The organism is Neorhizobium sp. P12A, assembly GCF_008365395.1.
Lineage (GTDB): Bacteria > Pseudomonadota > Alphaproteobacteria > Rhizobiales > Rhizobiaceae > Rhizobium.
On the sequence record NZ_QOVX01000001.1, the window covers coordinates 194,932 to 217,526 of the forward strand.

19 protein-coding genes and 1 other RNA gene are annotated in these 22,595 nt (G+C 60.9%); 9 read left to right on the top strand and 11 right to left on the bottom strand.

Going from position 1 to position 22,595, the window contains the following annotated elements; genetic code table 11:
- Positions 1-7: 7 nt before the first annotated feature.
- Positions 8-1,801 carry an acetolactate synthase 3 large subunit gene (locus DTW90_RS00930; protein WP_149336047.1) on the bottom strand — a complete coding sequence of 598 codons (1,794 nt, stop codon included), beginning with the start codon at positions 1,799-1,801 and terminating at the stop codon, positions 8-10.
- A gap of 338 nt (positions 1,802-2,139) precedes the next feature.
- On the opposite strand from DTW90_RS00930, the gene DTW90_RS00935 reads away from it, so the two are divergent.
- On the top strand, positions 2,140-4,203 hold the full coding sequence (locus DTW90_RS00935) for an ATP-binding protein (RefSeq protein WP_149336048.1): 2,064 nt from the start codon (positions 2,140-2,142) through the stop codon (positions 4,201-4,203).
- A gap of 10 nt (positions 4,204-4,213) precedes the next feature.
- On the opposite strand, the gene miaA is transcribed toward DTW90_RS00935, so the two are convergent.
- Complete coding sequence (gene miaA, locus DTW90_RS00940; protein ID WP_149336049.1) at positions 4,214-5,095, bottom strand: tRNA (adenosine(37)-N6)-dimethylallyltransferase MiaA; 882 nt, start codon at positions 5,093-5,095, stop codon at positions 4,214-4,216.
- A gap of 27 nt (positions 5,096-5,122) precedes the next feature.
- On the opposite strand from miaA, the gene serB reads away from it, so the two are divergent.
- The 3 genes from serB to DTW90_RS00955 are packed head-to-tail and all read left to right on the top strand — an operon-like array spanning position 5,123 to position 7,190.
- The gene (gene serB / locus DTW90_RS00945) at positions 5,123-6,013 is read left to right on the top strand and encodes a phosphoserine phosphatase SerB (RefSeq protein ID WP_149336050.1); all 891 of its coding nucleotides are present in this window, start codon (positions 5,123-5,125) and stop codon (positions 6,011-6,013) included.
- A gap of 47 nt (positions 6,014-6,060) precedes the next feature.
- Positions 6,061-6,627, top strand: coding sequence for a GNAT family N-acetyltransferase (locus DTW90_RS00950; RefSeq protein WP_149336051.1), 567 nt, complete (start codon positions 6,061-6,063; stop codon positions 6,625-6,627).
- Positions 6,624-7,190 carry a GNAT family N-acetyltransferase gene (locus DTW90_RS00955; RefSeq protein ID WP_149336052.1) on the top strand — a complete coding sequence of 189 codons (567 nt, stop codon included), beginning with the start codon at positions 6,624-6,626 and terminating at the stop codon, positions 7,188-7,190. Before DTW90_RS00950 ends, DTW90_RS00955 begins: the two co-directional genes overlap by 4 nt.
- A 9-nt stretch (positions 7,191-7,199) precedes the next feature.
- Here the strand turns inward: DTW90_RS00955 and DTW90_RS00960 are convergent, their stop codons facing one another.
- The 6 genes from DTW90_RS00960 to DTW90_RS00985 form a co-directional block, all read right to left on the bottom strand.
- The gene (locus DTW90_RS00960) at positions 7,200-9,104 is read right to left on the bottom strand and encodes a Do family serine endopeptidase (RefSeq protein WP_246664865.1); all 1,905 of its coding nucleotides are present in this window, start codon (positions 9,102-9,104) and stop codon (positions 7,200-7,202) included.
- 262 nt (positions 9,105-9,366) lie between these two features.
- Positions 9,367-10,347 carry a protease modulator HflC gene (locus tag DTW90_RS00965; protein ID WP_132524270.1) on the bottom strand — a complete coding sequence of 327 codons (981 nt, stop codon included), beginning with the start codon at positions 10,345-10,347 and terminating at the stop codon, positions 9,367-9,369.
- Positions 10,347-11,453 (bottom strand): FtsH protease activity modulator HflK, encoded by a 1,107-nt coding sequence (hflK, locus tag DTW90_RS00970; RefSeq protein ID WP_132524269.1) that lies wholly within the window; start codon positions 11,451-11,453, stop codon positions 10,347-10,349. The genes DTW90_RS00965 and hflK overlap by 1 nt, the downstream gene beginning before the upstream one ends.
- Positions 11,454-11,604: 151 nt before the next feature.
- Entirely contained in the window at positions 11,605-12,123 is a 519-nt protein-coding gene (locus DTW90_RS00975; protein ID WP_132524268.1) for a dihydrofolate reductase, read from the bottom strand.
- Positions 12,124-12,148: 25 nt separating this feature from the next.
- A complete protein-coding gene (locus tag DTW90_RS00980) occupies positions 12,149-12,469 on the bottom strand; it encodes a hypothetical protein (protein WP_132524267.1) in 321 nt (106 codons plus the stop codon).
- A 65-nt stretch (positions 12,470-12,534) separates the two neighbouring features.
- Positions 12,535-13,329: a thymidylate synthase gene (locus tag DTW90_RS00985; RefSeq protein ID WP_132524266.1), complete on the bottom strand. Its 795-nt coding sequence runs from the start codon at positions 13,327-13,329 to the stop codon at positions 12,535-12,537.
- Positions 13,330-13,465: 136 nt separating this feature from the next.
- On the opposite strand from DTW90_RS00985, the gene ssrA reads away from it, so the two are divergent.
- The 4 genes from ssrA to DTW90_RS01005 all read left to right on the top strand — a co-directional run bounded on the left by ssrA (position 13,466) and on the right by DTW90_RS01005 (position 15,024).
- Positions 13,466-13,826, top strand: a transfer-messenger RNA (tmRNA) gene (gene ssrA / locus DTW90_RS00990).
- A gap of 124 nt (positions 13,827-13,950) precedes the next feature.
- Positions 13,951-14,457, top strand: coding sequence for an SspB family protein (locus DTW90_RS00995; RefSeq protein ID WP_149336986.1), 507 nt, complete (start codon positions 13,951-13,953; stop codon positions 14,455-14,457).
- Between the two features lie 52 nt (positions 14,458-14,509).
- Positions 14,510-14,704: a DUF4169 family protein gene (locus DTW90_RS01000; protein ID WP_149336053.1), complete on the top strand. Its 195-nt coding sequence runs from the start codon at positions 14,510-14,512 to the stop codon at positions 14,702-14,704.
- A 104-nt stretch (positions 14,705-14,808) separates the two neighbouring features.
- Positions 14,809-15,024 (top strand): ribbon-helix-helix domain-containing protein, encoded by a 216-nt coding sequence (locus DTW90_RS01005; RefSeq protein WP_149336054.1) that lies wholly within the window; start codon positions 14,809-14,811, stop codon positions 15,022-15,024.
- A gap of 66 nt (positions 15,025-15,090) precedes the next feature.
- Here DTW90_RS01005 and DTW90_RS01010 read toward each other — a convergent pair whose 3' ends face one another.
- From DTW90_RS01010 to DTW90_RS01020, 3 genes are all read right to left on the bottom strand, one after another.
- Positions 15,091-18,816 (bottom strand): AsmA family protein, encoded by a 3,726-nt coding sequence (locus DTW90_RS01010; protein WP_149336055.1) that lies wholly within the window; start codon positions 18,814-18,816, stop codon positions 15,091-15,093.
- A 153-nt stretch (positions 18,817-18,969) separates the two neighbouring features.
- The gene (locus DTW90_RS01015) at positions 18,970-20,382 is read right to left on the bottom strand and encodes an FAD-linked oxidase C-terminal domain-containing protein (RefSeq protein WP_149336056.1); all 1,413 of its coding nucleotides are present in this window, start codon (positions 20,380-20,382) and stop codon (positions 18,970-18,972) included.
- Between the two features lie 170 nt (positions 20,383-20,552).
- The gene (locus DTW90_RS01020) at positions 20,553-21,587 is read right to left on the bottom strand and encodes an aldo/keto reductase (protein WP_149336057.1); all 1,035 of its coding nucleotides are present in this window, start codon (positions 21,585-21,587) and stop codon (positions 20,553-20,555) included.
- 94 nt (positions 21,588-21,681) lie between these two features.
- Between DTW90_RS01020 and DTW90_RS01025 the strand changes: the two genes are divergently transcribed.
- Complete coding sequence (locus tag DTW90_RS01025) at positions 21,682-22,584, top strand: LysR family transcriptional regulator (protein ID WP_132524260.1); 903 nt, start codon at positions 21,682-21,684, stop codon at positions 22,582-22,584.
- Positions 22,585-22,595 lie beyond the last annotated feature (11 nt).

The following is a 22,595-nucleotide window of genomic DNA, read 5'->3' on the forward strand; positions in this document are numbered from 1 at the left end:
CCTGGAATTAAACGAGCTGACGGCCCTTGGCATCGATCGCGTTGGCGACCACTTCGTCCGTCGCCTCGTCAGGCAACAGCATTTCGTTGTGAGCCTTGCCCGAGGGAATCATCGGGAAGCAGTTGGCAAGGTTGGCGACACGGCAATCGAAGATGACCGGCTTCTTGACGTCGATCATCTCCTGGATGGTCGCATCCAGTTCGCTCGGCTTTTCGCAGCGCAGGCCGACCGCGCCGTAGGCTTCCGCGAGCTTGACGAAATCAGGCATCGCTTCGGTATAGGAGTGGGACAGGCGGTTGCCGTGCAGCAGCTGCTGCCACTGGCGCACCATGCCCATATACTGGTTGTTCATGATGAAAATCTTGATCGGCGCATCGTGCTGGATCGCCGCCGACATTTCCTGGATGCACATCTGGATCGAGGCATCGCCGGCAATATCGATGACCAGCGCGTCGGGATGCGCGATCTGGACGCCGAGCGCCGCCGGCAGGCCGTAACCCATCGTGCCGAGGCCGCCCGAGGTCATCCAGCGGTTCGGCTGCTCGAAGCCGTAGAATTGTGCCGCCCACATCTGGTGCTGGCCGACTTCGGTCGTGATGTAGGTGTCGCGATCCTTTGTCAGCGCATAGAGACGTTCCAGCGCATATTGCGGCATGATGACGTCGTTATTCATCGTGTAGGCGAAGGAGTTGCGAGCCCGCCAGCGATTGATCTCGGCCCACCAGTCTTCCAGGCGCTTGGCTTCCGGCTTGTTCGGCAGTGCCCGCCACAGGCGAACCATGTCTTCGAGAACGCTGCCGACATCGCCGCGGATGCCGACATCGGCCTGGACGTTCTTGTTGATCGACGAGGGGTCGATGTCGATGTGGATCTTCTTGGAGTTCGGTGAGAAGGCATTGAGACGGCCGGTAATTCGGTCGTCGAAGCGCGCGCCGATGCAGACCATGACGTCGCAATCATGCATGGCCATGTTCGCCTCGTAGGAGCCGTGCATGCCGAGCATCTTCATCCAGTTCTTGCCCGAAGCCGGATAGGCGCCCAGACCCATCAGCGTCGAGGTGATCGGGAAATCGGTGATTTCGACCAGCTCGCGCAACAGCCTGGAGGCTTCCGGGCCGGAATTGATGACGCCGCCGCCGGAATAGATGATCGGCCGGCGGGCACTGGCCATCAGCTCGATCGCCTCCTTGATCTTGTTCAGATCGCCTTCCAGCTTCGGCTGATAGCTCTTCTGAACGGCATGCATTTCCGGCGGCGTATAGGTGCCAGTCGCGAACTGGATGTCCTTCGGGATATCGACGACAACGGGACCGGGACGGCCGCTCTGCGCGATCCGGAAAGCCTCGTGAATGATGCTGGCAAGCTGATTGACGTCCTTGACCAGCCAGTTGTGCTTGGTGCAGGGGCGCGTGATGCCGACCGTATCGGCCTCCTGGAATGCGTCGGAGCCGATGAGCGATGTCGGAACCTGGCCGGAGATGCAGACGAGCGGGATGGAATCCATCAGTGCATCCTGTAGCGGCGTGACGGCATTGGTCGCGCCGGGGCCGGAGGTGACAAGCATGACACCGACTTTGCCGGTCGAGCGGGCATAGCCTTCGGCAGCGTGGCCGGCGCCCTGTTCATGGCGCACGAGGACGTGCTGGATCTCTTCCTGCTGGAATATCTCGTCATAGATCGGCAGCACGGCGCCGCCGGGATAGCCGAAGATATGTTCGACGCCATTGTCCTTGAGCGCCTGCAGGACGATCTCCGCCCCGGTCATCTGATTGTTGCTCGCCTGCTTGTCTGTGCCCGTCATGCCTTTGATCCAATATCCGCTGATTGTTCTGGAAAGCTTGAGCCCGATTTTGGGCATAAAAAAAGGCTCCTTGGGGAGCCTGTCGTCTAGCGCATGGGTGGCTACCGCCGGATGGTCACACCATCCTGCCCATGCGCCTTCCCACCACGATAAGAGCCATCGAGATTTTCATGGGGCGAATTGATAGACAGAAAATTTCATAGCGTCAACGCATTCCGCAATAAAAAATCGTCGGCCTGAAAGGCATTCCGGACGCCGTCGCTTCAAAATGAGGCGAAACTGAAAGGATTTTGTTAAGGCGAGTGTCCTATCTTCGTGCGAAAGCAGGGAGTGGCCCGTTGCTGAACAGTGACTTGCAGACGTCTGGCAAAGCTGGCGAGCATGACCGCCGCGATGCTCTCACACCGGGGAACCGTTTCCTCGGTCGCGTCGTCGCGTGCAGCGGATCCCGAGCAACCATCGCAGCAGTGGCAGAAGCAGGCGGCACCGACCTGACCGAACTCTGGTCCGTCGGCCGGCTGATTTCCATCAGCGTCGGGGCAAACCGCGTTGCCGCCCTCGTCTATTCCATGCATACAGGCAACGACGCCTGGGGCGAAGGACAGGACAACCTCTTCCGCATCGAAGTGGAACTCTTAGGAGAAGTCCGGGTCAACGATGATGGCCGCGAAGAGTTCTCCGGCGGCATCTCGCGCTATCCCTATCTCGGCGCGATCGCCCACCGTATTCGTGCAAGCGACCTGATGCGCATCTACGATTCCGGCAAGGACACCAGCTGCGCCATCGGCAAGCTGACCCAGGACGAAACCATCGATGCTGCGATCCATATTCCGTCGATGCTGTCGAAGCATTTCGCGGTCGTCGGCTCGACCGGCGTCGGCAAGTCGACCGCCGTCTCGCTTCTGCTGCACAAGGCGATCGCCTCCGACCCGAAGCTGCGTGTCCTGATCCTCGATCCCCACAACGAATTCGCCGCCGCATTTCCCGATCACGCCGTCGGAATCGATACCGACACGCTCGATCTGCCCTTCTGGCTGATGCGGCTTGAGGAATTTGCCGAAGTCGTCTTCCGCGGTCGTCCGCCCGTTCCGGAAGAACTGGACATGCTGCGCGACATCATTCCGGAGGCCAAGCGCGCTTTCCGTGGCGGCGACTCGGCGCTGATGCGCCGTCAGTCGGAAAAAAGCTCGATCACCGCGGATACTCCGGTTCCCTACCGCATGGCCGATCTCTTGGCGCTTATCGACGAGCGCATCGGCAGGCTCGAAGGACGCCAGGAAAAGCCGCATCTTCGCTCGCTGAAAATTCGCATCGTCTCCGCGATCAACGATCCGCGCTACCACTTCATGTTCTCCAACAATACGATCAGCGACACGATCATGGAGACCATCGCGCAGATATTCCGCATTCCCGGCGATGGTAAGCCGATTTGCACCTTCCAGCTGGCCGGCATCCCCTCGGAAGTCGTCAATTCCGTTGCATCGGTGCTCTGCCGCATGGCTTTCGAGCTGGCGCTATGGAGCGAAGGCGCAATCCACATGCTTGTCGTCTGCGAGGAAGCGCATCGCTATATCCCGGCCGATCCGAGCCTCGGCTTCGTGCCCACGCGACAGGCGATCGCCCGAATCGCCAAGGAAGGCCGTAAGTATGGCGTTTCGTTGGGCATCATCACGCAGCGCCCCGGCGAACTCGATCAGACCATCCTTTCGCAATGCTCGACGCTGTTTGCCATGCGCCTGGCCAACGACCGCGACCAGGACATCATCCGCTCTGCCATCCCGAATTCGTCGATCTCGACCACCAGCTTCCTGTCCTCGATCGGCAATGGCGAGGCAATCGCCTTCGGTGAAGCGGTGGCCGTGCCGATGCGCATGCGGTTTTCCCGCGTGGCGGAGAACCGCATACCAAAAGCCGCTGCGACCGCGGAGAGGGAATTCGAGCACTCGCCCGACAACGTCGACCTGCGCTCCATCATCAGTCGCATGCGTTCGATCGCCGGCCCCGACATTTTCGCCTTCCAGCAGAATTATGCCTCCGCCGTCAATGTTGCGAGAGACGAGGAGCCGGACACCGATTTTACGGCACAGGATTTCGTTCCCGAACCTGTCCGGACGTCTGCAGCGCCGCTTCCCCGCCCCTCCGCCCCGGCAGTCGAACCCTATCGTCCGGAGATGCTGCCTCGCGGATCCGACGCCACCACAGGCTTTGCCGCCCCACAGACATCGATCGACAGTCGCCTGGCCGAACTTCGTCGCGAAATCCGCAACGATGAAGCTGCGCCCGACCGTTTCCGCCCTGCGCCGGCTCGGGACGGCGAGCCGGCACCGCGCCGCGAGCCCGGCCTGTCGCTCCGCGACAGCATCCTGAAGAAGCCGCTCAGCAGCCTCTACAACAAGGACTGAGCAAGCCTGCCTAAGGCGCGATCCGCTCCCAGCTTTCATCCATCTGGTTTCGGAACCAGGTCATCTGCCGTTTGGCATATTGGCGGGTCGCCGCGGCTCCCGTCCGCAACACATCAGCGACAGTCATTTCCCCTCGGATCATCGCCGCAATCTGCGAAACACCGATTGCCTTCATGACCGGCATTTCGGGCGGCAGATCAAGGGCGAGCAGCGCCCTGGCCTCTTCTTCCGCTCCCATTGCCAACATCTTCTCAAAGCGGCTGTCGATGCGCTGATGCAGCAAGGCTCGATCAGGCAAGACAACGATCTTCCGGGCGCGATCCGGGTCGACGATGACTGGGCCGCGGCGGTCCTGAAATGCGGAAATCGATTGGCCGGTAGCTTCAAGCACTTCCAGCGCCCGAACGATGCGTTGACCGTCCTGCGGATTGAGACTTTCCGCCATCGAGGGATCGAGACCTCTAAGTTCTCCATGCAATCCTGCCGGTCCTTCATCAAGCAGGCGCTGCCGCAACCGACTGCGAATATCGTCCGGAATTTCGGGCATATCGGACAGACCGCCGGTGAGAGCCTTGAAATAAAGCCCCGTGCCGCCAACGAAAACCGGCAGCCGGCCCTTAATCTTCAACTCGCCGATCAACGCGGAAGCCTCGCGCAGCCAAGTACCCGTCGAATAGGGTTGGCCGGCGGGAACATGGCCGTAGAGGTAATGTGGAACGCCCTCCATATCCTCATCCGAAGGCCGGGCCGTCAGGATCCGCAGCGTGTCGTAGACCTGCATGCTGTCGGCGTTCACGACCACGCCGCCATGCTCTTTCGCCAGTTCGACGGCAAACGCGGACTTGCCGCTGGCGGTCGGCCCGGTTATCAGGATCGCATCGATCTCGCTCAAGACTTGTCGCTCACAAGGTTTCTGATCATGGCTTTCGTTGCCACGCTTATTGCCAATCCGTCAAATCCCGTTCTGACACCCGCCCTCGCCGAAGAGGCTGCAAAAGCCGTCAACGGCTCAGGTCTCTACTGGCTCGCGGATGGCATTGCCTGCGATATAGCGCTTAGGGACGGAAGCGACATCCGCGCGATGGAAGCCGATATTCTGGCGGTCATCGGCAACGCGCCGATCGATCTCGTGGTCCAGAATGCGGACACACGGCGCAAGAAGCTGCTGATCGCAGACATGGATTCCACCATGATCGGCCAGGAATGCATCGACGAGCTTGCCGCCGAAGTCGGCCTGAAGGAAAAGGTCGCCGCGATCACCGCCCGCGCCATGAACGGCGAGATCGCCTTCGAGCCGGCGCTGCGCGAACGCGTCGCCCTGCTGAAAGGCCTGCCCCTGTCAGTCGTCGACGACGTCATCGCCAAGCGCATCACGCTGACGCCTGGTGGCCCGGAACTGATCGCCACGATGAAGGCCAAGGGCTATTACACCGCCCTAGTCTCCGGCGGCTTCACCGTCTTTACCAGCCGTATCGCCGCAACCCTCGGCTTCGACGAAAACCGCGCCAACATCCTGCTCGAGGAAAACGGCGTGCTCACCGGCTTCGTCGCCGAGCCGATCCTCGGTAAGCAGGCCAAGGTCGATGCACTCAACGAGATCGCCGGAACACTCGGCATTTCACCCGACGAGGCAATGGCCGTCGGCGACGGCGCCAACGATCTCGGCATGCTCCAACTCGCCGGCTCCGGCGTCGCCCTGCATGCCAAGCCGGCGGTAGCCGCCGAAGCCAGAATGCGCATCGACAACGCTGACCTGACCGCCCTTCTCTACATCCAGGGCTACCGCAAGACGGATTTTGTCAAAGCCTGAAATACAACCGCTTCGATTGATAATACAGCCATAAGCAGAGCCATGCCATGCACATTTTTGAAACCGAGCGGCTGATCCTCCGCAACTGGGACGACAGTGACGGCGATCGCGAGCTGTTCTTCGAAATCAATTCCGACGACCGGGTCATGGAATTCTTCCCCTTTCGCCGCACTCGCGCCGAGACCGATGCCGTTTTTGCGCGAATGCAGGAGATGATCGCAGAGACTGGCCTCGGCTTCTATGCGGCCGAACTCAAGTCGACCGGCGAGTTGATCGGCTTCATCGGGCTGGTTCGTACGGATATAGAGCCGTATATTCCGTTGGGAACCGTCGAGATCGGCTGGCGGCTTGCAGCCCGATATTGGGGCAAGGGCCTCGCCAGCGAGGGGGCAAAAGCCGCCCTCGCCCATGGCTTCGAGACGCATGGCCTTGACGAAATCGTCTCCTTCGCCGTCTACAACAACGAACGCTCGACCGCTGTCATGAAACGCATCGGGATGCGCCAGGATATCCCGAGCAGCTTCATTCATCCGCGTGTTCCGGACACCCACCTCTACCTCAAACCGCACGTACTCTACCGCATCACCGCCGAGAAATGGCGAGCCGAGCAATGACACGCATCGAGACGGACCGGCTCATCCTGCGCAATTGCGAGGAGCGCGATCGCGAGTTGTTTTTTGAAGTCAATTCCGATCCCCGCGTGCTTGTCTTCCACCCCTTCCAGCGAACGCGACCCGATGCCGACGCGATCTTCGACATGCTGCTGAACATGCCGGCAAAAGACGGTCTGGATTTTCTGGTGCTGGAAATCAGGGAAACGGCAGAGCCCATCGGCTTTTCAGGCCTGTCGAAGCCCAATCTTGCGCCGCTCCTGCCCGCCGAGGCCGTCGAGATCGGCTGGCGGCTTTCGGCCCGGCATTGGGGTCATGGATTTGCCAGCGAGGCGGGAGCAGCCGTACTGGCATATGGCTTCAAAACGCTGCCGCTCGACGAGATCATATCCTTCTCGGTGGAAGGCAACGACCGCTCCGAAGCCGTGATGCGCCGGATCGGCATGCAGCGCGACCCATCAGGCGATTTCGACCATCCCGATATACCCGATAGCCATCCGCAGCTGAGGCGTCACATCCTCTATCGGCTGACGGCTAAGCAGTGGCGCCGCCGGCAGGCCGGTTGAGAGATCAGGCTATTCCAGCGGCACGGCGATGAAGCGCAGGTCGCCATTGGCCGAAGCGATCATCATCTGCGCGTTGCGACGGCCTTCCTTCTTCAGCGTATTGACCTTTGCCAGAACGGCGCCTGGGCTCTGCATGAATTCCTGGGCGACTTCGACGATTACGTCACCGGCCTTCAGCCCCTTTTCGCCTGCGGCCGAACCAGGGGCGATTTCCATGATCACGACGCCGTCGACGCTGTCGGCGATGCCGAAGGACTTGCGGTTGTCGGCATTGAGCGCCTGAAGCTTCATGCCCAGCACGTTCTGGACTGCCTGCGGTGCCGGATTCTGCTGCTGATCGCCCTGATCCTGGCCGTCCGAATCGTCGCCCTCATCGCCCTGATCGGGATTGATGACCCCATTGCCGTCGTCATTGCCGTTGTCGTCGGGTGCAAGACCCGGTGCCGAATTGTCGGTATCGGCCGCGGCAGCCTTGTCGTTGCTGTCTTCCAACCGGCCAAGCGTGACCTTGACGGTCTGCTGCTTGCCATCGCGCATGATCTCGACATCGACTTCCTTGCCGACCGGGCTCTCGGCGACGACCCGCGGCAGGTCGCGCATTTCGTTGACCACCTTGCCGTCAAACTTGAGAATGACGTCGCCTGCCTTGATCGAACCGTTGTCGACCGGACCACCCTTGATCACGCCGGCGACAAGCGCGCCCTTGGCCGCATCAAGGCCGAGGCTCTGGGCGACATCATCGGTAACCGGCTGGATACGTACGCCGAGCCAGCCACGGCGCGTCTCGCCGAAATCCATCAGCTGCGCCACGACGCCCGAAGCAAGCTCGGAAGGCACGGCGAAGCCGATGCCGATCGAACCACCGCTCGGCGAAATGATCGCAGTGTTGATGCCTATGACCTCACCCTTCATGTTGAAGAGCGGCCCGCCGGAATTGCCCTTGTTGATCGCAGCATCCGTCTGGATGAAGTTGTCGTAGGGCCCGGCATTGATGTTGCGTCCGCGTGCCGACACGATGCCGACCGTAACCGAGCCGCCGAGACCGAAGGGATTGCCGATCGCCATCACCCAGTCGCCGATGCGCATGGTGGAGGAATCGCCGAAATGCACTGATGTCAGCGGCTGCTTCGGCTCGACCTTCAGCACGGAAAGGTCGGTCTTCGTATCCGTGCCGATCAGCCGCGCCTTCAGCTTGTTGCCGCTCGGGAACGTCACCTCGATATCGTCCGCGCCTTCGATGACGTGGTTGTTGGTGACGATGTATCCCTTGGGATCGATCACGAAGCCGGAACCGAGCGAGCTCACCTTGTGATTATTGCTCTGCCCGTTCCTGTTCTTGAAGAAATCGTTGAAGAAATCCTGGAAGGGAGAACCCTCGGGCACCTTCGGCGACGGACCGACGCCCTCGTCCTTGACCTTCTGCGACGTCGAGATGTTGACGACGGCGCCGAGCAGGCCCTGCGCCAGATCGGCCACCGAAGCCGGACCGTTGGCCACAGCCGGGCTCGCGACGACGGGAGGCGCTGGCGGAGCAACGGGCGCAGGATTGACTGCCTGAGCTGGTGCGGGTGCTTCGGGCGCCGGAGCCGCTGGCTGCGGAGCGGTTGGGCTTGCGGCAACGGGAGGTACTGCAGGGGCGACAGGCGCGGGATTGGCTGCCTGAGCGGGTGCAGGTGCCGCCGGAGCCGCTGGCTGAGGCGCAGCTGGTGGCGTCGAGGGTGCGGCTTGCACGTCCGGCGCAGTTGGCGCTGCCGGCGGAGTTGGTGTTGCAGGCGCGGTGGTGCCGCTTGGCGCGACCTCCGCACTCTGCGCAAGCGCTTGCTGGGCGCTGCCCAAGGTAGAACCGGCAATGAATGCCACGCTGGCCATCAAGGCGAACGAGCGTCTAACGGACAAGCGAATGGTGGCAGCCATCAAGCATCCTCATGGAACAGGGAAGTCGCGGATATGAACATCAACATAAGGCGGAATAATGAAGCACGAAATCACCTTTTAGCGATTTCGTACTGCATATAGCCAGCCTTAAGACGACCGTCCAAGCTCTTTTCGGACTTCAATATAGTTTCCGTGGAACCGACGCAATTGCCGCGTCTGAGCGAGCAGAAAAGCCCGAATATATTGCGGGGCCATCCTTTCGGACGGCCCCGCAAAAACATCGCATCAGGCTATCAGCAAATCAGTTCGCTGCAGGAGCCGCCGGAACGGACGGAGCAGCAGCCGGCGCCGTGGATGACGGTGCAGCGAGCGCCGGAGCGCCGGGCTGCGGTGCCGGAGGCGTGCCGTTCGGGTTCTCGAAGTAACGGAAGAAATCCGAATTCGGCTGCAGCACGAGCGTCGTGCCACTGGAGCCGAGCGCGTTTTGATAAGCCGTCATCGAGCGGTAGAACTGGAAGAAGCTAGGATCCCTGGAGAAGGCGTCGGCGAAGATGCGGTTGCGTTCGGCATCGCCCTCACCGCGCAGGACTTCCGAATCCTTCTGCGCATCCGCAACGATCTCGACCACCTGGCGGTCGGCTACCGCCTTGCGGCGCTGGCTTTCCTCGTTACCACGAGCACGCAGGAGTTCTGCTTCGGCAAGACGTTCCGCCTTCATGCGGTCATAGGTCTGCTGCGAGACTTCCTGCGTCAGGTCGGTCCGGCGGATGCGAACGTCCTCGATGTTGAGGCCGAGCGTTTCTGCATCGCGGTGCAGGTCGTCGCGCACTTCCGTCATCATCGATGCGCGCTCGTTGGAAAGAGCAGCTTCGAAGCCACGCAGACCGTAGACCCGGCGCAGCGACGCATCGAGGCGGGTGCGCAAGCGCGATTCCGCCGCGTCGCGGTCACCGGACACCGTCTCACGGAATTTCCGTGCGTCGGTGATCCTATAGACCACGAAAGCATCGACCTCGTAGAACTTGCCGCCCGAGACCTGGACACGGATATTGTCCAGATCGAAGCGCAGTTCCTGGTCCTGGATATACTGCACGCGGTCAGCATCCATGAAGGCGAAGGGCAGCTTGAAGTAGAGGCCCGGTTCCGTCTTCACGTCACGGATCTGACCGAAGCGCAGGACGATTGCCTGTTCGCGGGGATTGACGACGAAGACCGAGGAGTAGGCAATCACAAGGATGATGACGATACCGATGAAGATGGCTGGCAAACGGCTGGAGGACATCACTTCACCTCCTGCGCTTGCGATTGCGACAACGGAGCCGGATTGAGCGGCTTGTTGATTTCGTTCAACGGAAGATAGGGCACGACACCCTGCTTGTTGTCGAGGATGACCTTGTTGGAGTTCTTCAACACGGATTCCATGGTTTCAAGGAACATGCGCTGACGGGTCACGTCAGGTGCCTTTGCATACTGATCGTAGATGGAAACGAAGCGCTGGGCTTCACCGTCGGCTTCCTTGACCACGCGATTCTTGTAGGCAGCAGCCTCTTCGCGGATCTGGGCCGCCTGACCGCGGGCCTGGCCGAGTTTCTGGTTGGCGTACTGGTTCGCCTCTTCCACGAAACGGTCCTCGTCCTGCTCCGCGCGCTGTACTTCGTCGAAGGCATCGGCCACTTCGCGTGGCGGAGCAGCATCCTCGATCGGCACGGCGTTGATGGAAATGCCCGACTGGTAGCGGTCCATCGTATCCTGGATGATGTTCTTCACTTCAACGGCGATCTGCTGGCGGTTGTCGCGGAAAATATCCTGCGCCGGACGACGGCCGACAATCTCGCGCATCGCACTTTCGGCGACCTGCTGAAGCGTCTCGGCCGGGCTCTCGAGGTTGAAGAGATAGGCCTTGGGATCGCTGATCGTATAGAGAACCGAGAACTGAACATTGACGATGTTCTGGTCGCCCGTCAGCATCAGGCCGGCAGTGGAGCTCGATGTTGCGCGGCCGCCGATATTCTGCTGCTGCTCGGTGATCTTGACGATCTCGACGCTATCCATTGGCCAAAAATGGAAATGCAGGCCGGGCATGGAGATTTCTTCGCGCGGCCTTCCGAAGCGGGACTCGACGCCACGCTCGTCAGGCTGAACGGTATAGATGCACTGGATAAGCCAGAAGACGACTATAACGCCGAGTATGATCACGAAGACGCCACCGTTGAATCCACCGGGCAGAAAGCGCTTCAGACGATCCTGGCCACGCCTGATGATGTCTTCCAGATCTGGAGGCCCGCCGCTTCCGCGCGGTCGGTTCGGTCCTTGCCCCCAAGGTCCACCCTGATTGTTCCCCCCGCCGCCGCCCCATGGGCCGCCGCCATTCTGATTGCTCCAAGGCATCAAGACCTCTTCGTTGATAATACGCCCCACGCATTCGCCTGCGGAAACCGGCAGGCAGCAGCGATTGTCACCGTTATAGGTATCGGCGCATAGGCTTTCAACGAGACTTGAGGAACTTCGGCTGATTTATTGGAAAAATAGTTGATTTTGCCTAGGCTTGTCGCCGGACATAGGTGACGAAGCGGGTCGGATAATTGTCCTTTTCACCGGCCGGGACGGCGATCTCCTCGATTGATTGCCATATGGCCGGATCGACCGGAGGAAAGGACGTGTCGCCGTCGACCTCGGTCTCGACATGGGTGATCAGCAGTTTATCGGCGTCGTCCATCGCCTGCCGATAGATATCGCCACCACCGATGATGCAGATCTCTTCCGCCCCCATTTCGCCCGCCACTTGCTCGGCGAGCCGATAAGCTTCGACGAGCGAGTGGACGACATGCACATCGGCCGGGCTGTAGTCGCGATCGCGGGTGATGACGATGTTCGGGCGGCCGGGCAGCGGTTTACCGAAGGATTCGAATGTCTTGCGCCCGGCGACAACGGGCTTGCCCAGTGTAGAAGCCTTGAAGCGCTTCAGGTCGGTCGACAGCCGCCATGGCAACCCGCCCTCGCGTCCGATGATGCCGTTTCGGGAAACCGCAACCACAATGGTTTTCGTAACATGGGACATCAGGGCTTCCTCCCAGACCAAGGCATCAATAGATCGGCTTGTAGCCCTCACTCGCCACGCAGGACAGATATTTCCGCCGGGCAGCGCCCTTTGCCTGCAGGAGCTGATCGTAGCTCATCTGGGATGTGAGGGTGTACTGTCCGCTCATCTGCGCCCGCTTGTTGAATTCCTCGACCTGCCTGTTATAGGCCGCATTGGCGTCACCGACGCACATTGCATGGACAGCCGGAGCAACCTGTTCGGCCGAGGAGACCGGGACGAGGATCGGCGTATTGGCCTGATCGACACAGCCGGAAAGCGCTGCCGCGGCCAAAGTGGCGGCGAGTGCGGTCGAAATGAATTTCATTCTATCCCTCAAGACAAATAGATGTGTGAAACGAGGCATCCTAGGCGAGCTGCAAACCCGCCGCCTCAGACTGCAATCGGCGCCTTGATATTTGAATCAGCTTCGTAGCCGACCAGCTCGAAGTCCTCGTATTTAAACGAAAAAATATCCCGGACAGCCGGATTGATCCGCATGGTCGGCAGCGCCTTCGGAGTCCGGCTCAGCTGCAGCTTCGCCTGCTCGAAATGGTTCTTGTAGATATGGGCATCGCCAAGCGTATGGACGAAATCGCCCAGCTTGAGCCCGGTCACCTGCGCTACCATCATCGTCAGCAGCGCGTAGGATGCGATGTTGAAGGGAATCCCAAGGAAGATGTCCCCCGAACGCTGATAGAGCTGGCAGGAAAGCTTGCCGTCGGAGACATAGAACTGGAAAAGGCAGTGGCACGGCGGCAGCGCCATATTGTCGACCTCGGCCGGGTTCCAGGCGGAAACGATATGGCGGCGCGAATTCGGATTGGTCTTGATACCCTCGATCAGCCGCTCGATCTGGTCGATATGACCTCCGTCAGGCGTCGGCCAGGAGCGCCACTGAGCACCGTAGACCGGGCCGAGATCACCGTTCTCGTCGGCCCATTCATCCCAGATGGAGACGCCGTTTTCCTTGAGATAGGCGATGTTCGTATCGCCCTTCAGGAACCAGAGCAGTTCATGGATGATCGACCGCAGATGCAGCTTCTTCGTGGTCGTGACAGGAAAGCCGTCGGCAAGATCGAAGCGCATCTGATAGCCGAAGACCGAGCGTGTGCCGGTGCCGGTGCGGTCGCCGCGGTCGGTGCCGGTTTCCATCACATGGCTCAAAAGATCGAGATACTGTTTCATTGCGTTCCGCCGCCGATTCTATCGATTCGCATTTAAGCATAACGGATCGCAAAACCAATTGCCGCCGCAGGACCGCGGGCCTTTTCCCCGCTTTTAACGGCTAACCTGTCGGATTGACGAACCATTTATGACGATTGCCCTTTCCTTGGGCTTCGGAAAACACTATATCACCCATGCCGGTCTTCGGGCCGGCTATGGCGATAAATGAGCGATGGAATAAGCCTATTGGACCCGGGGGCGGTACCCGGCGCCTCCACCAAAAACCGGCCGATCGAGACCGGCTTTTGATGGGGGCGAAATAGGATCGACAAGGGTGTAAAGATCGACTTTTTGCTCGGCATTGTTCCGCCGTTATCGGGCTAAAATTGTAGTTGCAAACGACAACTATGCGGAAGCTCGTCTCGCTGCTTAATCGCAGTGTGACACTTCAAATCAAGTCCTGAAGGTTCGCACCTTAAGGCGGGGTCCGAAGGCACCTGGCAACAGAAGCCTTCACCTTCTCCCCCTTTTAGAAATCATGTATGGTTGGTGACGCATGACTCGTGCCCCGGGGGTTTCCCGATGCCGCATGCCGTGCCATATAGCCTTGTTAAGACGACGGCCAACGAAAGACAGGAAAGCATGGGTCAGGACCATATCCGCTACGACATTCTGGCACAGGACGCGCTGCGCGGGGTTATTCGCAAGGTTTTGACTGAAGTCGGCACGACGGGCCGCCTGCCCGGCGATCATCATTTCTTCATCACTTTCCTGACCGGCGCACCGGGCGTGCGCATCTCGCAGCTCCTGAAATCGAAATATCCGGAACAGATGACCATCGTCATCCAGCACCAGTTCTGGGAACTGAAGATCACCGAAACCCATTTCGAGATCGGTCTTTCCTTTTCCGACGTGCCGGAAAAGCTGGTGATCCCCTTCAACGCCATCCGGGGCTTCTATGACCCGTCGGTGAATTTCGAACTCGAGTTCGATGTGCCGCTCGCCGACGAGGAAGAACTGCCCGCAGCAGAGATCACGGCCTATCCCGTTGCCGCTGAAGGTGGGGAAGAAACTGCCGCTCCGAAGGACGGGGATGAAAAGAAACCCGGCTCCGTCGTCTCGCTGGATGCGTTCCGCAAGAAGCAGTGATCACTTTGAGGGAGGCAGTAGCCTCCCTTTTGATATTGCGAGGATGAAGCCGATGAGTGCTGAAATCGTCAATCTGCGCCAGTTTCGCAAGAAGCAGGCTCGCTCCGAAAAAGACAAGCAGGCTGAACAGCACCGCATCAGCTTCGGCCGGACCAAGACCGAAAAGAACCTGACCAAGGCCCTGAACGACAAGGCCGAAAGATCCCACGATCAAGGCCGCCTGGAGCCGCCGAAATCGGAAGATTGACAGCCGCTCTTTTGCCGAACTATTCTGAAATCAAACGCTTGCGCGACACTGCTGAATCAATTTTTTAATTCCGAACACCTTCCAATATTTCATAAGGATCGACGATGATCCGCAAGCATTCCGCGACACTTCACGGCCACCGAACGAGTTTCTCCCTGGAAGACGCCTTCTGGGACGAGTTGAAGGCAATTGCCGCCGCGCGCGAAATATCGCTTGCCGCCCTGATTTCCGAAGTGGACGACGAACGCGAGCCGGACAGCAATCTGTCATCCGCGCTACGCCTCTGCGTCCTGAAATGGCTGAAGGAACGCCGCACCTGAGCCCTCGGGGAAAACAATCCCGAAAGAATGGTCGAAGCCGCTAACGACCATTCGCGTCGGCTGCGGCTACCGCGCGACCCCCGGCAATCCGTTGAAGTTGAGAGTTCCCGGCGTCGTTGACGGCAGGCCGCCCTGGATCTGCCGCTGGGCATCCGCCCTCGCCTTCGCTTCCGCATCCGCTCTTGCCTTCGCATCGGCCTCGGCCTTTGCCCTCGCTTCAGCCTCCGCCTGGCGCTCTTCCTCGGCCTGTTGCGCCAGCACGCGCAGGCGCTTCTCTTCGGCGCTTCGCTGCTGCTCGACCAGGGCATCGTGCTGCCGCTGGATTTCGCGTTGAGCGGCATCGAACTTGTAGAGAGCCACCTCGCGCCGCAGCCGCTGCTTCTCCAGTACATTTGCCTGGAGACGCTCGACCCGGCGGCGCTCGCGCTCAAACGCCCTCAGCGAGAGAAAACCGGTAATGTCGGCAACGTCGATCGTTCGGCGCGGTGTCGCCAGCGGCCCGTTGAAATCGAGACGCAGAGCCGGATCGGCGCCGGTCTGCGCTTCGTCGCCGGCATTCAGATCGACACCGATGGAGCCGCGCATGCGCTGGTTCGGCAGGTCGAGCTCGACGTCGCCCGAGAGCTTGGCAAGATCGTTCGCGACCGTGACATTCTCGGCGCGGACAACGCCGCCAGAGATATTGAACGGAATGCTGATCGGCCCGAGCGCAGCTTCGCCATTGTTGACGAGCGTCTGGACGATCGGCATCACCTTGTCGGCGGTAATGTCGCCCTGGATCTGGTCCGTGGCGGACAGAAGCGGCGGCAGTATTCCGAGATTGAGCCCACGAATGCGGCTGTCGCCAAGCTTGATTTCGCCGGAACCGCTAGCGGAAGCGGCCAGATCGGCCATGCTCTTGCCGCTGGACTGCATGACCAGCGACAGGCCGAAGCGGCCGCCTGCGACCGGCGCGCCGTCCCGTTGCCAGGCGACAGCGGCCAGGTCACCGTTCGCAAGCGCAAGCTTGCTCTGCATCAGCCCGGTTCCGCCTGAGTTCGTGAAGACCACGTTACCGCTGAGATTGCCGCCGCTCCAGGCGCCGGCGATATCGTTCAGCTGCAGTTCCTCGCCCTTGTAGACGGCATTGGTGGTGAAATTGGATATCGGCCCGAAAACGCCGGGCCAGAGCTGCTTGGCCGATAGCTTCAGATTGAGATCGAGGCCGGTAAACATCGGCAAGCCAAGCTTGCCCTTGCTGAACTTGCCGCTCGTTGCATCCGTCATCGGCCCGTAGATTGCCTCGCCCAACCAATCCAGATCGGCCTTGTCGAGCGCGATCTGGCCGCTGGCCTTCACATCGGGCGCCTTGCGGTCGAAGGTCAGTTCGCCGGAGAGAGCATTGTCGGCAAGCTGGCCCTTCATGTTGGCAAAGACGATCTTGTCGGCATCGATGCCGGCATTCGCCTGAAACTTCACCGGCAGCCCCGTCCCCATCTGCGGCAGGCCGATACCGTTCATGACGAAATAGGGATCGAGATCGGCGCTCTCCAGCGACAGCGCGATATTGCCGTTGAGGAAAGTGGCTGGCCGCACGTCGACCTTGCCGTTGGCGGTAAACGACGTCTTGTCGGTGGCAAATGTCAGCGCGGCATCGGCCGGGTCAGTGCCGTCTGCGGTCACCTTCAGCGTCAGGCGACCATTGGCATCGGCTTCGACAGGCAACGGATCGAGCCCCGCCTGGCCGAAGAGGATGGAGGTCACGGAATTCTCGAGCGTCGCTTCGAGCGTGGTCGTTCCCTTGCCGGTCAGCGCGAGCAGGTCCGACATGCGGTAGTCGAGATTGACGCGGCTGCCGTTGGAGACGCCCGCAAGCGTCAGCGCAAGCCCGTCGCCCTGGTCTCCGCCGAGCGTCAGCGCACCGCGCAGCGCCGTGTTGCCATACCACGCCGCATTGCGCACCAGCCGATCCATGACCGGATGATGCGGCAGATGCTTGCTCATCATCTCGAAGAACGGCCCGGGATCCGCCGCCTTGAAGGTGATCTCGCCCGATCCCTTGTAGTCGAGCAGCGAACCTTCCGCCTTGCCCGTTGCGGTCACTTCCGCGCCGGCAACGTTGCGAACGAAGAGTTTGTCCATCGTCAGCGCGCCGTCGGCAATCCCGAAGGACGTCTCGACATTGTCTGCCTGCACGCCGAACGCGGAGAACTTGTCGGCCTTCAGATGCGCGGTGATGTGGTGGTCCAGCACCGCCTCGCCCGCATCCTGTCCAGTGAACAGGCCGGTCAGGGCCTTCAGTGCATCGAGATCGAGCGTATCGCCGGCGAGATCGACCGCAAGTTTCGGCGCCTGGTTGGCGGGCGCCTGCCGGTCCAGCCGACCCTTCAGAGTTGCAGGGCCGATTGCCACTTCAAGATTTTCGAACCGCTGTTCGTTATGCGTGAGGCTGACATCGGCCGAAAAGCCGGCTGCCTTGAGCTGCCGTATCGCCGGATCGACGGAGCCGGCAAGCCAGGATGCCAGACCGGAAGGCTGGTTGGAGGCCACGACGAGATTGCCCGAAAAACTCGGTTCGCCCTTCAGCGTCAGACTGCCCTTGGCCTCGACCTGCGTTCGCCCCGGCAGCGTGCCGACCGCATTGTCGATCTTCCAGCCGGTTCCTGCCGGTTGGAGGTCGAGCTGCACGTCGCGGATGGTTGTATCGCCGGCAACGATTGCCGGCAGCCGGACGGTGGCCTTGCCCGGCACCTGAGGTATGGGAATGGCGCCTGCGATGGCGATCAGATTGTTGAGCCGCTGGCGCGCGGAAACGGCCGGATCGCGCGTCGTCTTGCCGGTTGCGCCCTGATTGCCGAGGCGGTTGACGTCGATCTGCTGGCCGTCTGCCGTCAGCAGAAATTCGGGCTGGTTGCCGGCATCGAGCGTCGCCTCGCCGGTAATCACATAGGGGTCGTCGAGGGCGCCGATTTCGAGCCGGTATTCGGGAACGCGAATACGCTCGTTGGTCAGCTCGAACTTGCCCTTGACCCGTGGCGGCGGCGCCTGGTCTGCGGATTTGCTGCGCGCTTCCTTCGTTTCCAGGCCAGCGGTGAAGGCGCCAAGATAATCCGGCTTGCTGTTGACCAGCTTCAGCTCGCCATCGAGATCGATGCTGACAGGATGGGTGTCAGGCTGAAAATGCGTGCGCATGCGCAGGACGCCGCTGTCATCAGGCTGGCTGCTCGCAATGGTGAAACTGCCGTGTTCGCCGTCGAGCGCCGCATCGCCTTCGATATGCCACGGTCCCGCGAGCGACTTGGCCGACATTTCGGCGTTGAGATCAGTCACCTTGCGCGTGCGACCGGATTGCTCGTCGACGAATTCCACCTCGCCGCCATCGACATGCACGTTCTCGAGCACGACAGTCTTTGCCGGAATTTCCGGCTGGCTGCCGTGCATCCAGTCGAGCGTGCCGTCCTTCAGCAGCCGCAGTTGCACCTTGGGCTGCGAGACACGCATGTCGAAGATCAGTGCCTCGCCCGAGAGAAACGGCGCAAGCTCGGCGTCCATGGAGAATTGCGCAATCTGAACCAGCGGATTGCCGTCCGCCCCCTGCCCGACCCGCACATCATGCAAAGTCACGGAAGGAAACGGCAACAGGCGGGCGTCGACGGAGCCGTGGACGGTCACCTTCTTGCCGATGATCCGGCTCGCCTGGTCCTCGAAATTCTTGCGGAAGTCGGTCCAGTCTATGAAGAGCGGAGCGAGCAGCGCCACGAAAAGCACCACCACGAGCAATCCACCCAGGAAGACCAGAAACTTACCTAACAATGCCAACCATCTCCATTCCGCATTCCGTCATCATCCCAAGGCAATTCGCCCGCCCTCCCACGATGGCAGCGATAACGCCTTGAATCTGCGCATGTGCTAGCCTAGCGCCAATCGTGTCAGGGGCAAGTCGCGATGAGGGTGATTTCCGAATTTTCATCGCGCGTGGAATATCTTGCCAGGATTGAAGATGTTGTCCGGATCGAGCGCCTGCTTGATACCGCGCATAACATCGACGGCACCCCCGAGTTCCTGTTCAAGAAAGGACATCTTGCCCTGCCCGACCCCGTGCTCGCCGGTGCAAGTGCCGTCCATCGCCAGCGCCCGCGCATTCAGGCGCGCAACGAAATTCTCAGCCACCGCGATCCCTTCAGGCGTCTTGTCGTCGAAGAGCAGGAGAACATGGAAATTGCCGTCGCCAGCGTGGCCAACGATCGGCGCAAGCAATCCATGCTCCTCGATGTCGGCCTGCGTTTCCGTGACGCAATCGGCAAGTCGCGAGATCGGCACGCAGACGTCCGTCGACAGCGCGCCAAGCTGCGGAGCCAGTGCCCGTGAGGCCCAATAGGCGTCGTGACGAGCCTTCCAGAGCTTGTTGCGCTCTTCGAGATTGGCCGTCCAGTGAAACTCGCCGCCGCCGCATTCCGCGGCGATTTCCGCAAACTGGGCCGATTGCAGCGGCACGGTTTCATCCGTGCCATGGAATTCCAGGAACAGCGTCGGCTGCTCGTCATAGGACAGGTTCGAATAGAGATTGCAGGCGCGTAATTGAACCGCATCGAGAAGCTCGATACGGGCGACCGGAATGCCCATCTGGATCGTCATGATCACGGCGTCGCAGGCAGCCTTGACCGAGGGAAAGGCGCAGACCCCGCCCGCAATCTTCTGCGGAATACCTTGCAACCGGAGCGTGATCGAGGTGAGAACGCCAAGCGTACCCTCGGCTCCGACGAAAAGCCGGGTCAGATCGTAACCGGCTGAAGATTTGCGGGCGCGTCGTGCAGTCCGGATTTCCTCGCCGCTCGCCGTCACGGCGCTTACCGCGAGCACATTGTCCTTCATCGTGCCGTAGCGGACGGCATTCGTTCCTGACGCGCGCGTCGACGCCATGCCGCCAATCGAGGCGTTGGCGCCGGGATCGATCGGGAAGAACAGGCCGGTATCGCGCAGATAGACGTTCAGTTCTTCACGCGTGATGCCCGGCTCGACCGTGCAGTCCAGATCCTCGGCATTGACTTCAAGAACCCGATTCATCCGGCTGAAATCGATGGAGATTCCGCCATTCGGCGCATTGACCTGGCCTTCCAGCGAAGACCCGGTTCCGAAAGGCACGACCGGCACCTTGTGTTCGGCGCAGACCTTCACCGCCGCCTTCACATCGTCGCTCGTCTCGACAAAGAGCACGCCATCCGGAAGCTGCGGGGGAATGTAGGTAGTCGTATGCGCGTGCTGGGCGCGAAAGGCTTCGCCGGTCTGAAAACGCTCGCCGAAAAGCTGCTTCAGAATGCCGACAGCTGCCGCAATCCCCACCTCGTTGCGTCTACCCGCCTTCGCATCCCTGAGCGCCATCGGAGCATACCCTTTTCGTCACACCATTCGGCAGTCCATATTTGAGAGTTCTATGGGACAAGGAGGCCGCTCTGTCCAGTCAAAGATGTCGTTGAAACAGGTTGTTCGCCTCGCCGTTCGAGCCGAAACAGTCCCCGGTCTGCGCCACGCTGCCGGGGAACCGGGCAGCCCTATACCAGCGGCGGATTGAGCCGGGCAAATCCCTCCTGCCGCCGGTACGGAAAATAGGGATAGGGTGCGGTGACAGCGCTTGCCGCATCGAGCCGCCCGATCTGCTCCGCCGTCAGGTTCCAGCCAACGGCGCCGAGATTCTGCCTCAACTGCTCTTCGTTACGCGCACCGATGATGACGCTCGATACCGTCGGGCGGGAAAGCAGCCAGTTGATGGCAATCTGCGGCACTGTTTTGCCCGTCTCGTCCGATATCCGGTCCAGCACATCGACGATGTCGAACAGCCTTTCATTATCTACCGGCGGTCCGAATTCCGCCGTCTGATGCAGCCGGCTGCCTTCCGGCAACGGCTGGCCACGGCGGATCTTTCCGGTCAACCGGCCCCAGCCGAGCGGGCTCCAGACCAGCCCGCCGACGCCCTGGTTCGCGCCGAGGGGCATTAGTTCCCACTCGTAGTCCCGCCCGACCAGCGAATAATAGACCTGATGGGCGACGTAGCGGGAATATCCGTGGCGATCGGCCGTCGCGAGCGAGTTCATCAGCTCCCAGCCGGCGAAATTGGATGCGCCGACATAGCGGACCTTGCCGGCGCTCACCAACCCATCGAGTGTCGAGAGCACTTCCTCGACAGGCACATGGGCATCAAAGGCGTGGAGCTGCAGCAGATCGATATAGTCCGTGCCGAGACGCCGTAGTGCATCCTCGACAGCCCCGATCAGCCGCGAGCGCGACGTGCCGGCATCGTTGGGACCATCGCCGATAGGCAGGCCCATCTTCGTCGAGATCAGCACCTCGCCGCGCCGCCCCTTGATCGCCTGCCCCAAAACCTCTTCCGAGGCACCGGCGGAATAGACATCAGCGGTGTCGAAGAGATTGACGCCGGCTTCTAGGCAGATGTCCACCAATCGCCGGGCCTCCATTGCATCCGTCGTGCCCCATGCGCCAAACAGCGGCCCGCTGCCGCCGAATGTGCCGGCGCCAAAACTCAAGGCTGGCACCCTGAGGCCGGATTTGCCGAGATATCTATAGTCCATGATCGCGATCTCCTGTTGTTTTCCAAGAGGTAGACCCGCTTTCTGCGATGAACTAGACTTCCGGAAAGAACAGGATTTGTGAGTTGAATTCATCATGAGCAGGCAGGATGTGAACCGCTCCGGCGAGATGGAAGTCTTCGTGCGCGTCGTCGATCTCGGCGGCTTTTCCGCGGCCGCCCGCGCCTGTCGCATGACACCTTCGGCCGTCAGCAAACTTCTCTCACGACTGGAGGCGCGGCTCGGCGCCCGGCTCGTCAACCGCTCGACACGCAAGCTGCAGCTGACGCCGGAAGGCTGCACATTCTATGAACGCAGCATCCGAATCCTTGCCGACATGGCGGAGGCCGAGCGCCACGCCTCTGCCGGCGAGCAGCCCGTCGGCACAATCCGCATCAACACCAGCGCTTCCTTCGGCAACCACATTCTGGCACCCCTCGTCCCCGCCTTCCTCTCCCTCCATCCGGCCGTCACGCTCGATATCAGCCACACCGACCGCGTCGTCGACCTGATGGAAGAGCGTGCCGATGTGGCAATCCGCGCCGGGCCGATGAAGAGTTCGCAACTCGTCGCCCGCAAGCTCGGCGCGACACGGATGATCATCGCGACCTCCCCTGCCTATATCAAGGCCAACGGTCTGCCCGTCTCGCCAGACGAGTTAGCGCATCACAGGACGATCGGCTTATCCTATCAGCGTGCTGTTGAAGGCTGGCCGCTGCGCATGGGTGGCGAGCGCATCGTCCTTCCACTCAGGAACACTGTCCTCGCCGGTGATGGCGAGGCAATCCGCCACCTGACGCTCTCGGGCGTCGGTATAGCCCGCCTTGCGAGCTTCACGATCCGCAACGACATTGCGAGCGGCCGCCTGGTGCCGCTGTTGGAGGATTCCAATCCCGGTGATCTCGAGGAATTCCATGCGGTCTATCTCGGCCAGGGCGGTCCGCTGCCGGCCCGCATCCGCGCGCTGCTTGATTTCTTGGGCGAGAGCGTGCGGCTTTAAGGCCCCGAAGA

What these genes read in the sequence shown, in the direction of transcription:
- DTW90_RS00930 (WP_149336047.1), bottom strand. Translation starts at nt 1,801, where the DNA reads ATGACGGGCACAGACAAGCAGGCGAGCAACAATCAGATGACCGGGGCG.
- serB (WP_149336050.1), top strand. Translation starts at nt 5,123, where the DNA reads ATGGCTTTCGTTGCCACGCTTATTGCCAATCCGTCAAATCCCGTTCTG.
- DTW90_RS00950 (WP_149336051.1), top strand. Translation starts at nt 6,061, where the DNA reads ATGCACATTTTTGAAACCGAGCGGCTGATCCTCCGCAACTGGGACGAC.
- DTW90_RS00955 (WP_149336052.1), top strand. Translation starts at nt 6,624, where the DNA reads ATGACACGCATCGAGACGGACCGGCTCATCCTGCGCAATTGCGAGGAG.
- DTW90_RS00960 (WP_246664865.1), bottom strand. Translation starts at nt 9,104, where the DNA reads ATGGCTGCCACCATTCGCTTGTCCGTTAGACGCTCGTTCGCCTTGATG.
- DTW90_RS00965 (WP_132524270.1), bottom strand. Translation starts at nt 10,347, where the DNA reads ATGTCCTCCAGCCGTTTGCCAGCCATCTTCATCGGTATCGTCATCATC.
- hflK (WP_132524269.1), bottom strand. Translation starts at nt 11,453, where the DNA reads ATGCCTTGGAGCAATCAGAATGGCGGCGGCCCATGGGGCGGCGGCGGG.
- DTW90_RS00975 (WP_132524268.1), bottom strand. Translation starts at nt 12,123, where the DNA reads ATGTCCCATGTTACGAAAACCATTGTGGTTGCGGTTTCCCGAAACGGC.
- DTW90_RS00980 (WP_132524267.1), bottom strand. Translation starts at nt 12,469, where the DNA reads ATGAAATTCATTTCGACCGCACTCGCCGCCACTTTGGCCGCGGCAGCG.
- DTW90_RS00985 (WP_132524266.1), bottom strand. Translation starts at nt 13,329, where the DNA reads ATGAAACAGTATCTCGATCTTTTGAGCCATGTGATGGAAACCGGCACC.
- DTW90_RS00995 (WP_149336986.1), top strand. Translation starts at nt 13,951, where the DNA reads ATGGGTCAGGACCATATCCGCTACGACATTCTGGCACAGGACGCGCTG.
- DTW90_RS01000 (WP_149336053.1), top strand. Translation starts at nt 14,510, where the DNA reads ATGAGTGCTGAAATCGTCAATCTGCGCCAGTTTCGCAAGAAGCAGGCT.
- DTW90_RS01005 (WP_149336054.1), top strand. Translation starts at nt 14,809, where the DNA reads ATGATCCGCAAGCATTCCGCGACACTTCACGGCCACCGAACGAGTTTC.
- DTW90_RS01015 (WP_149336056.1), bottom strand. Translation starts at nt 20,382, where the DNA reads ATGGCGCTCAGGGATGCGAAGGCGGGTAGACGCAACGAGGTGGGGATT.
- DTW90_RS01020 (WP_149336057.1), bottom strand. Translation starts at nt 21,587, where the DNA reads ATGGACTATAGATATCTCGGCAAATCCGGCCTCAGGGTGCCAGCCTTG.
- DTW90_RS01025 (WP_132524260.1), top strand. Translation starts at nt 21,682, where the DNA reads ATGAGCAGGCAGGATGTGAACCGCTCCGGCGAGATGGAAGTCTTCGTG.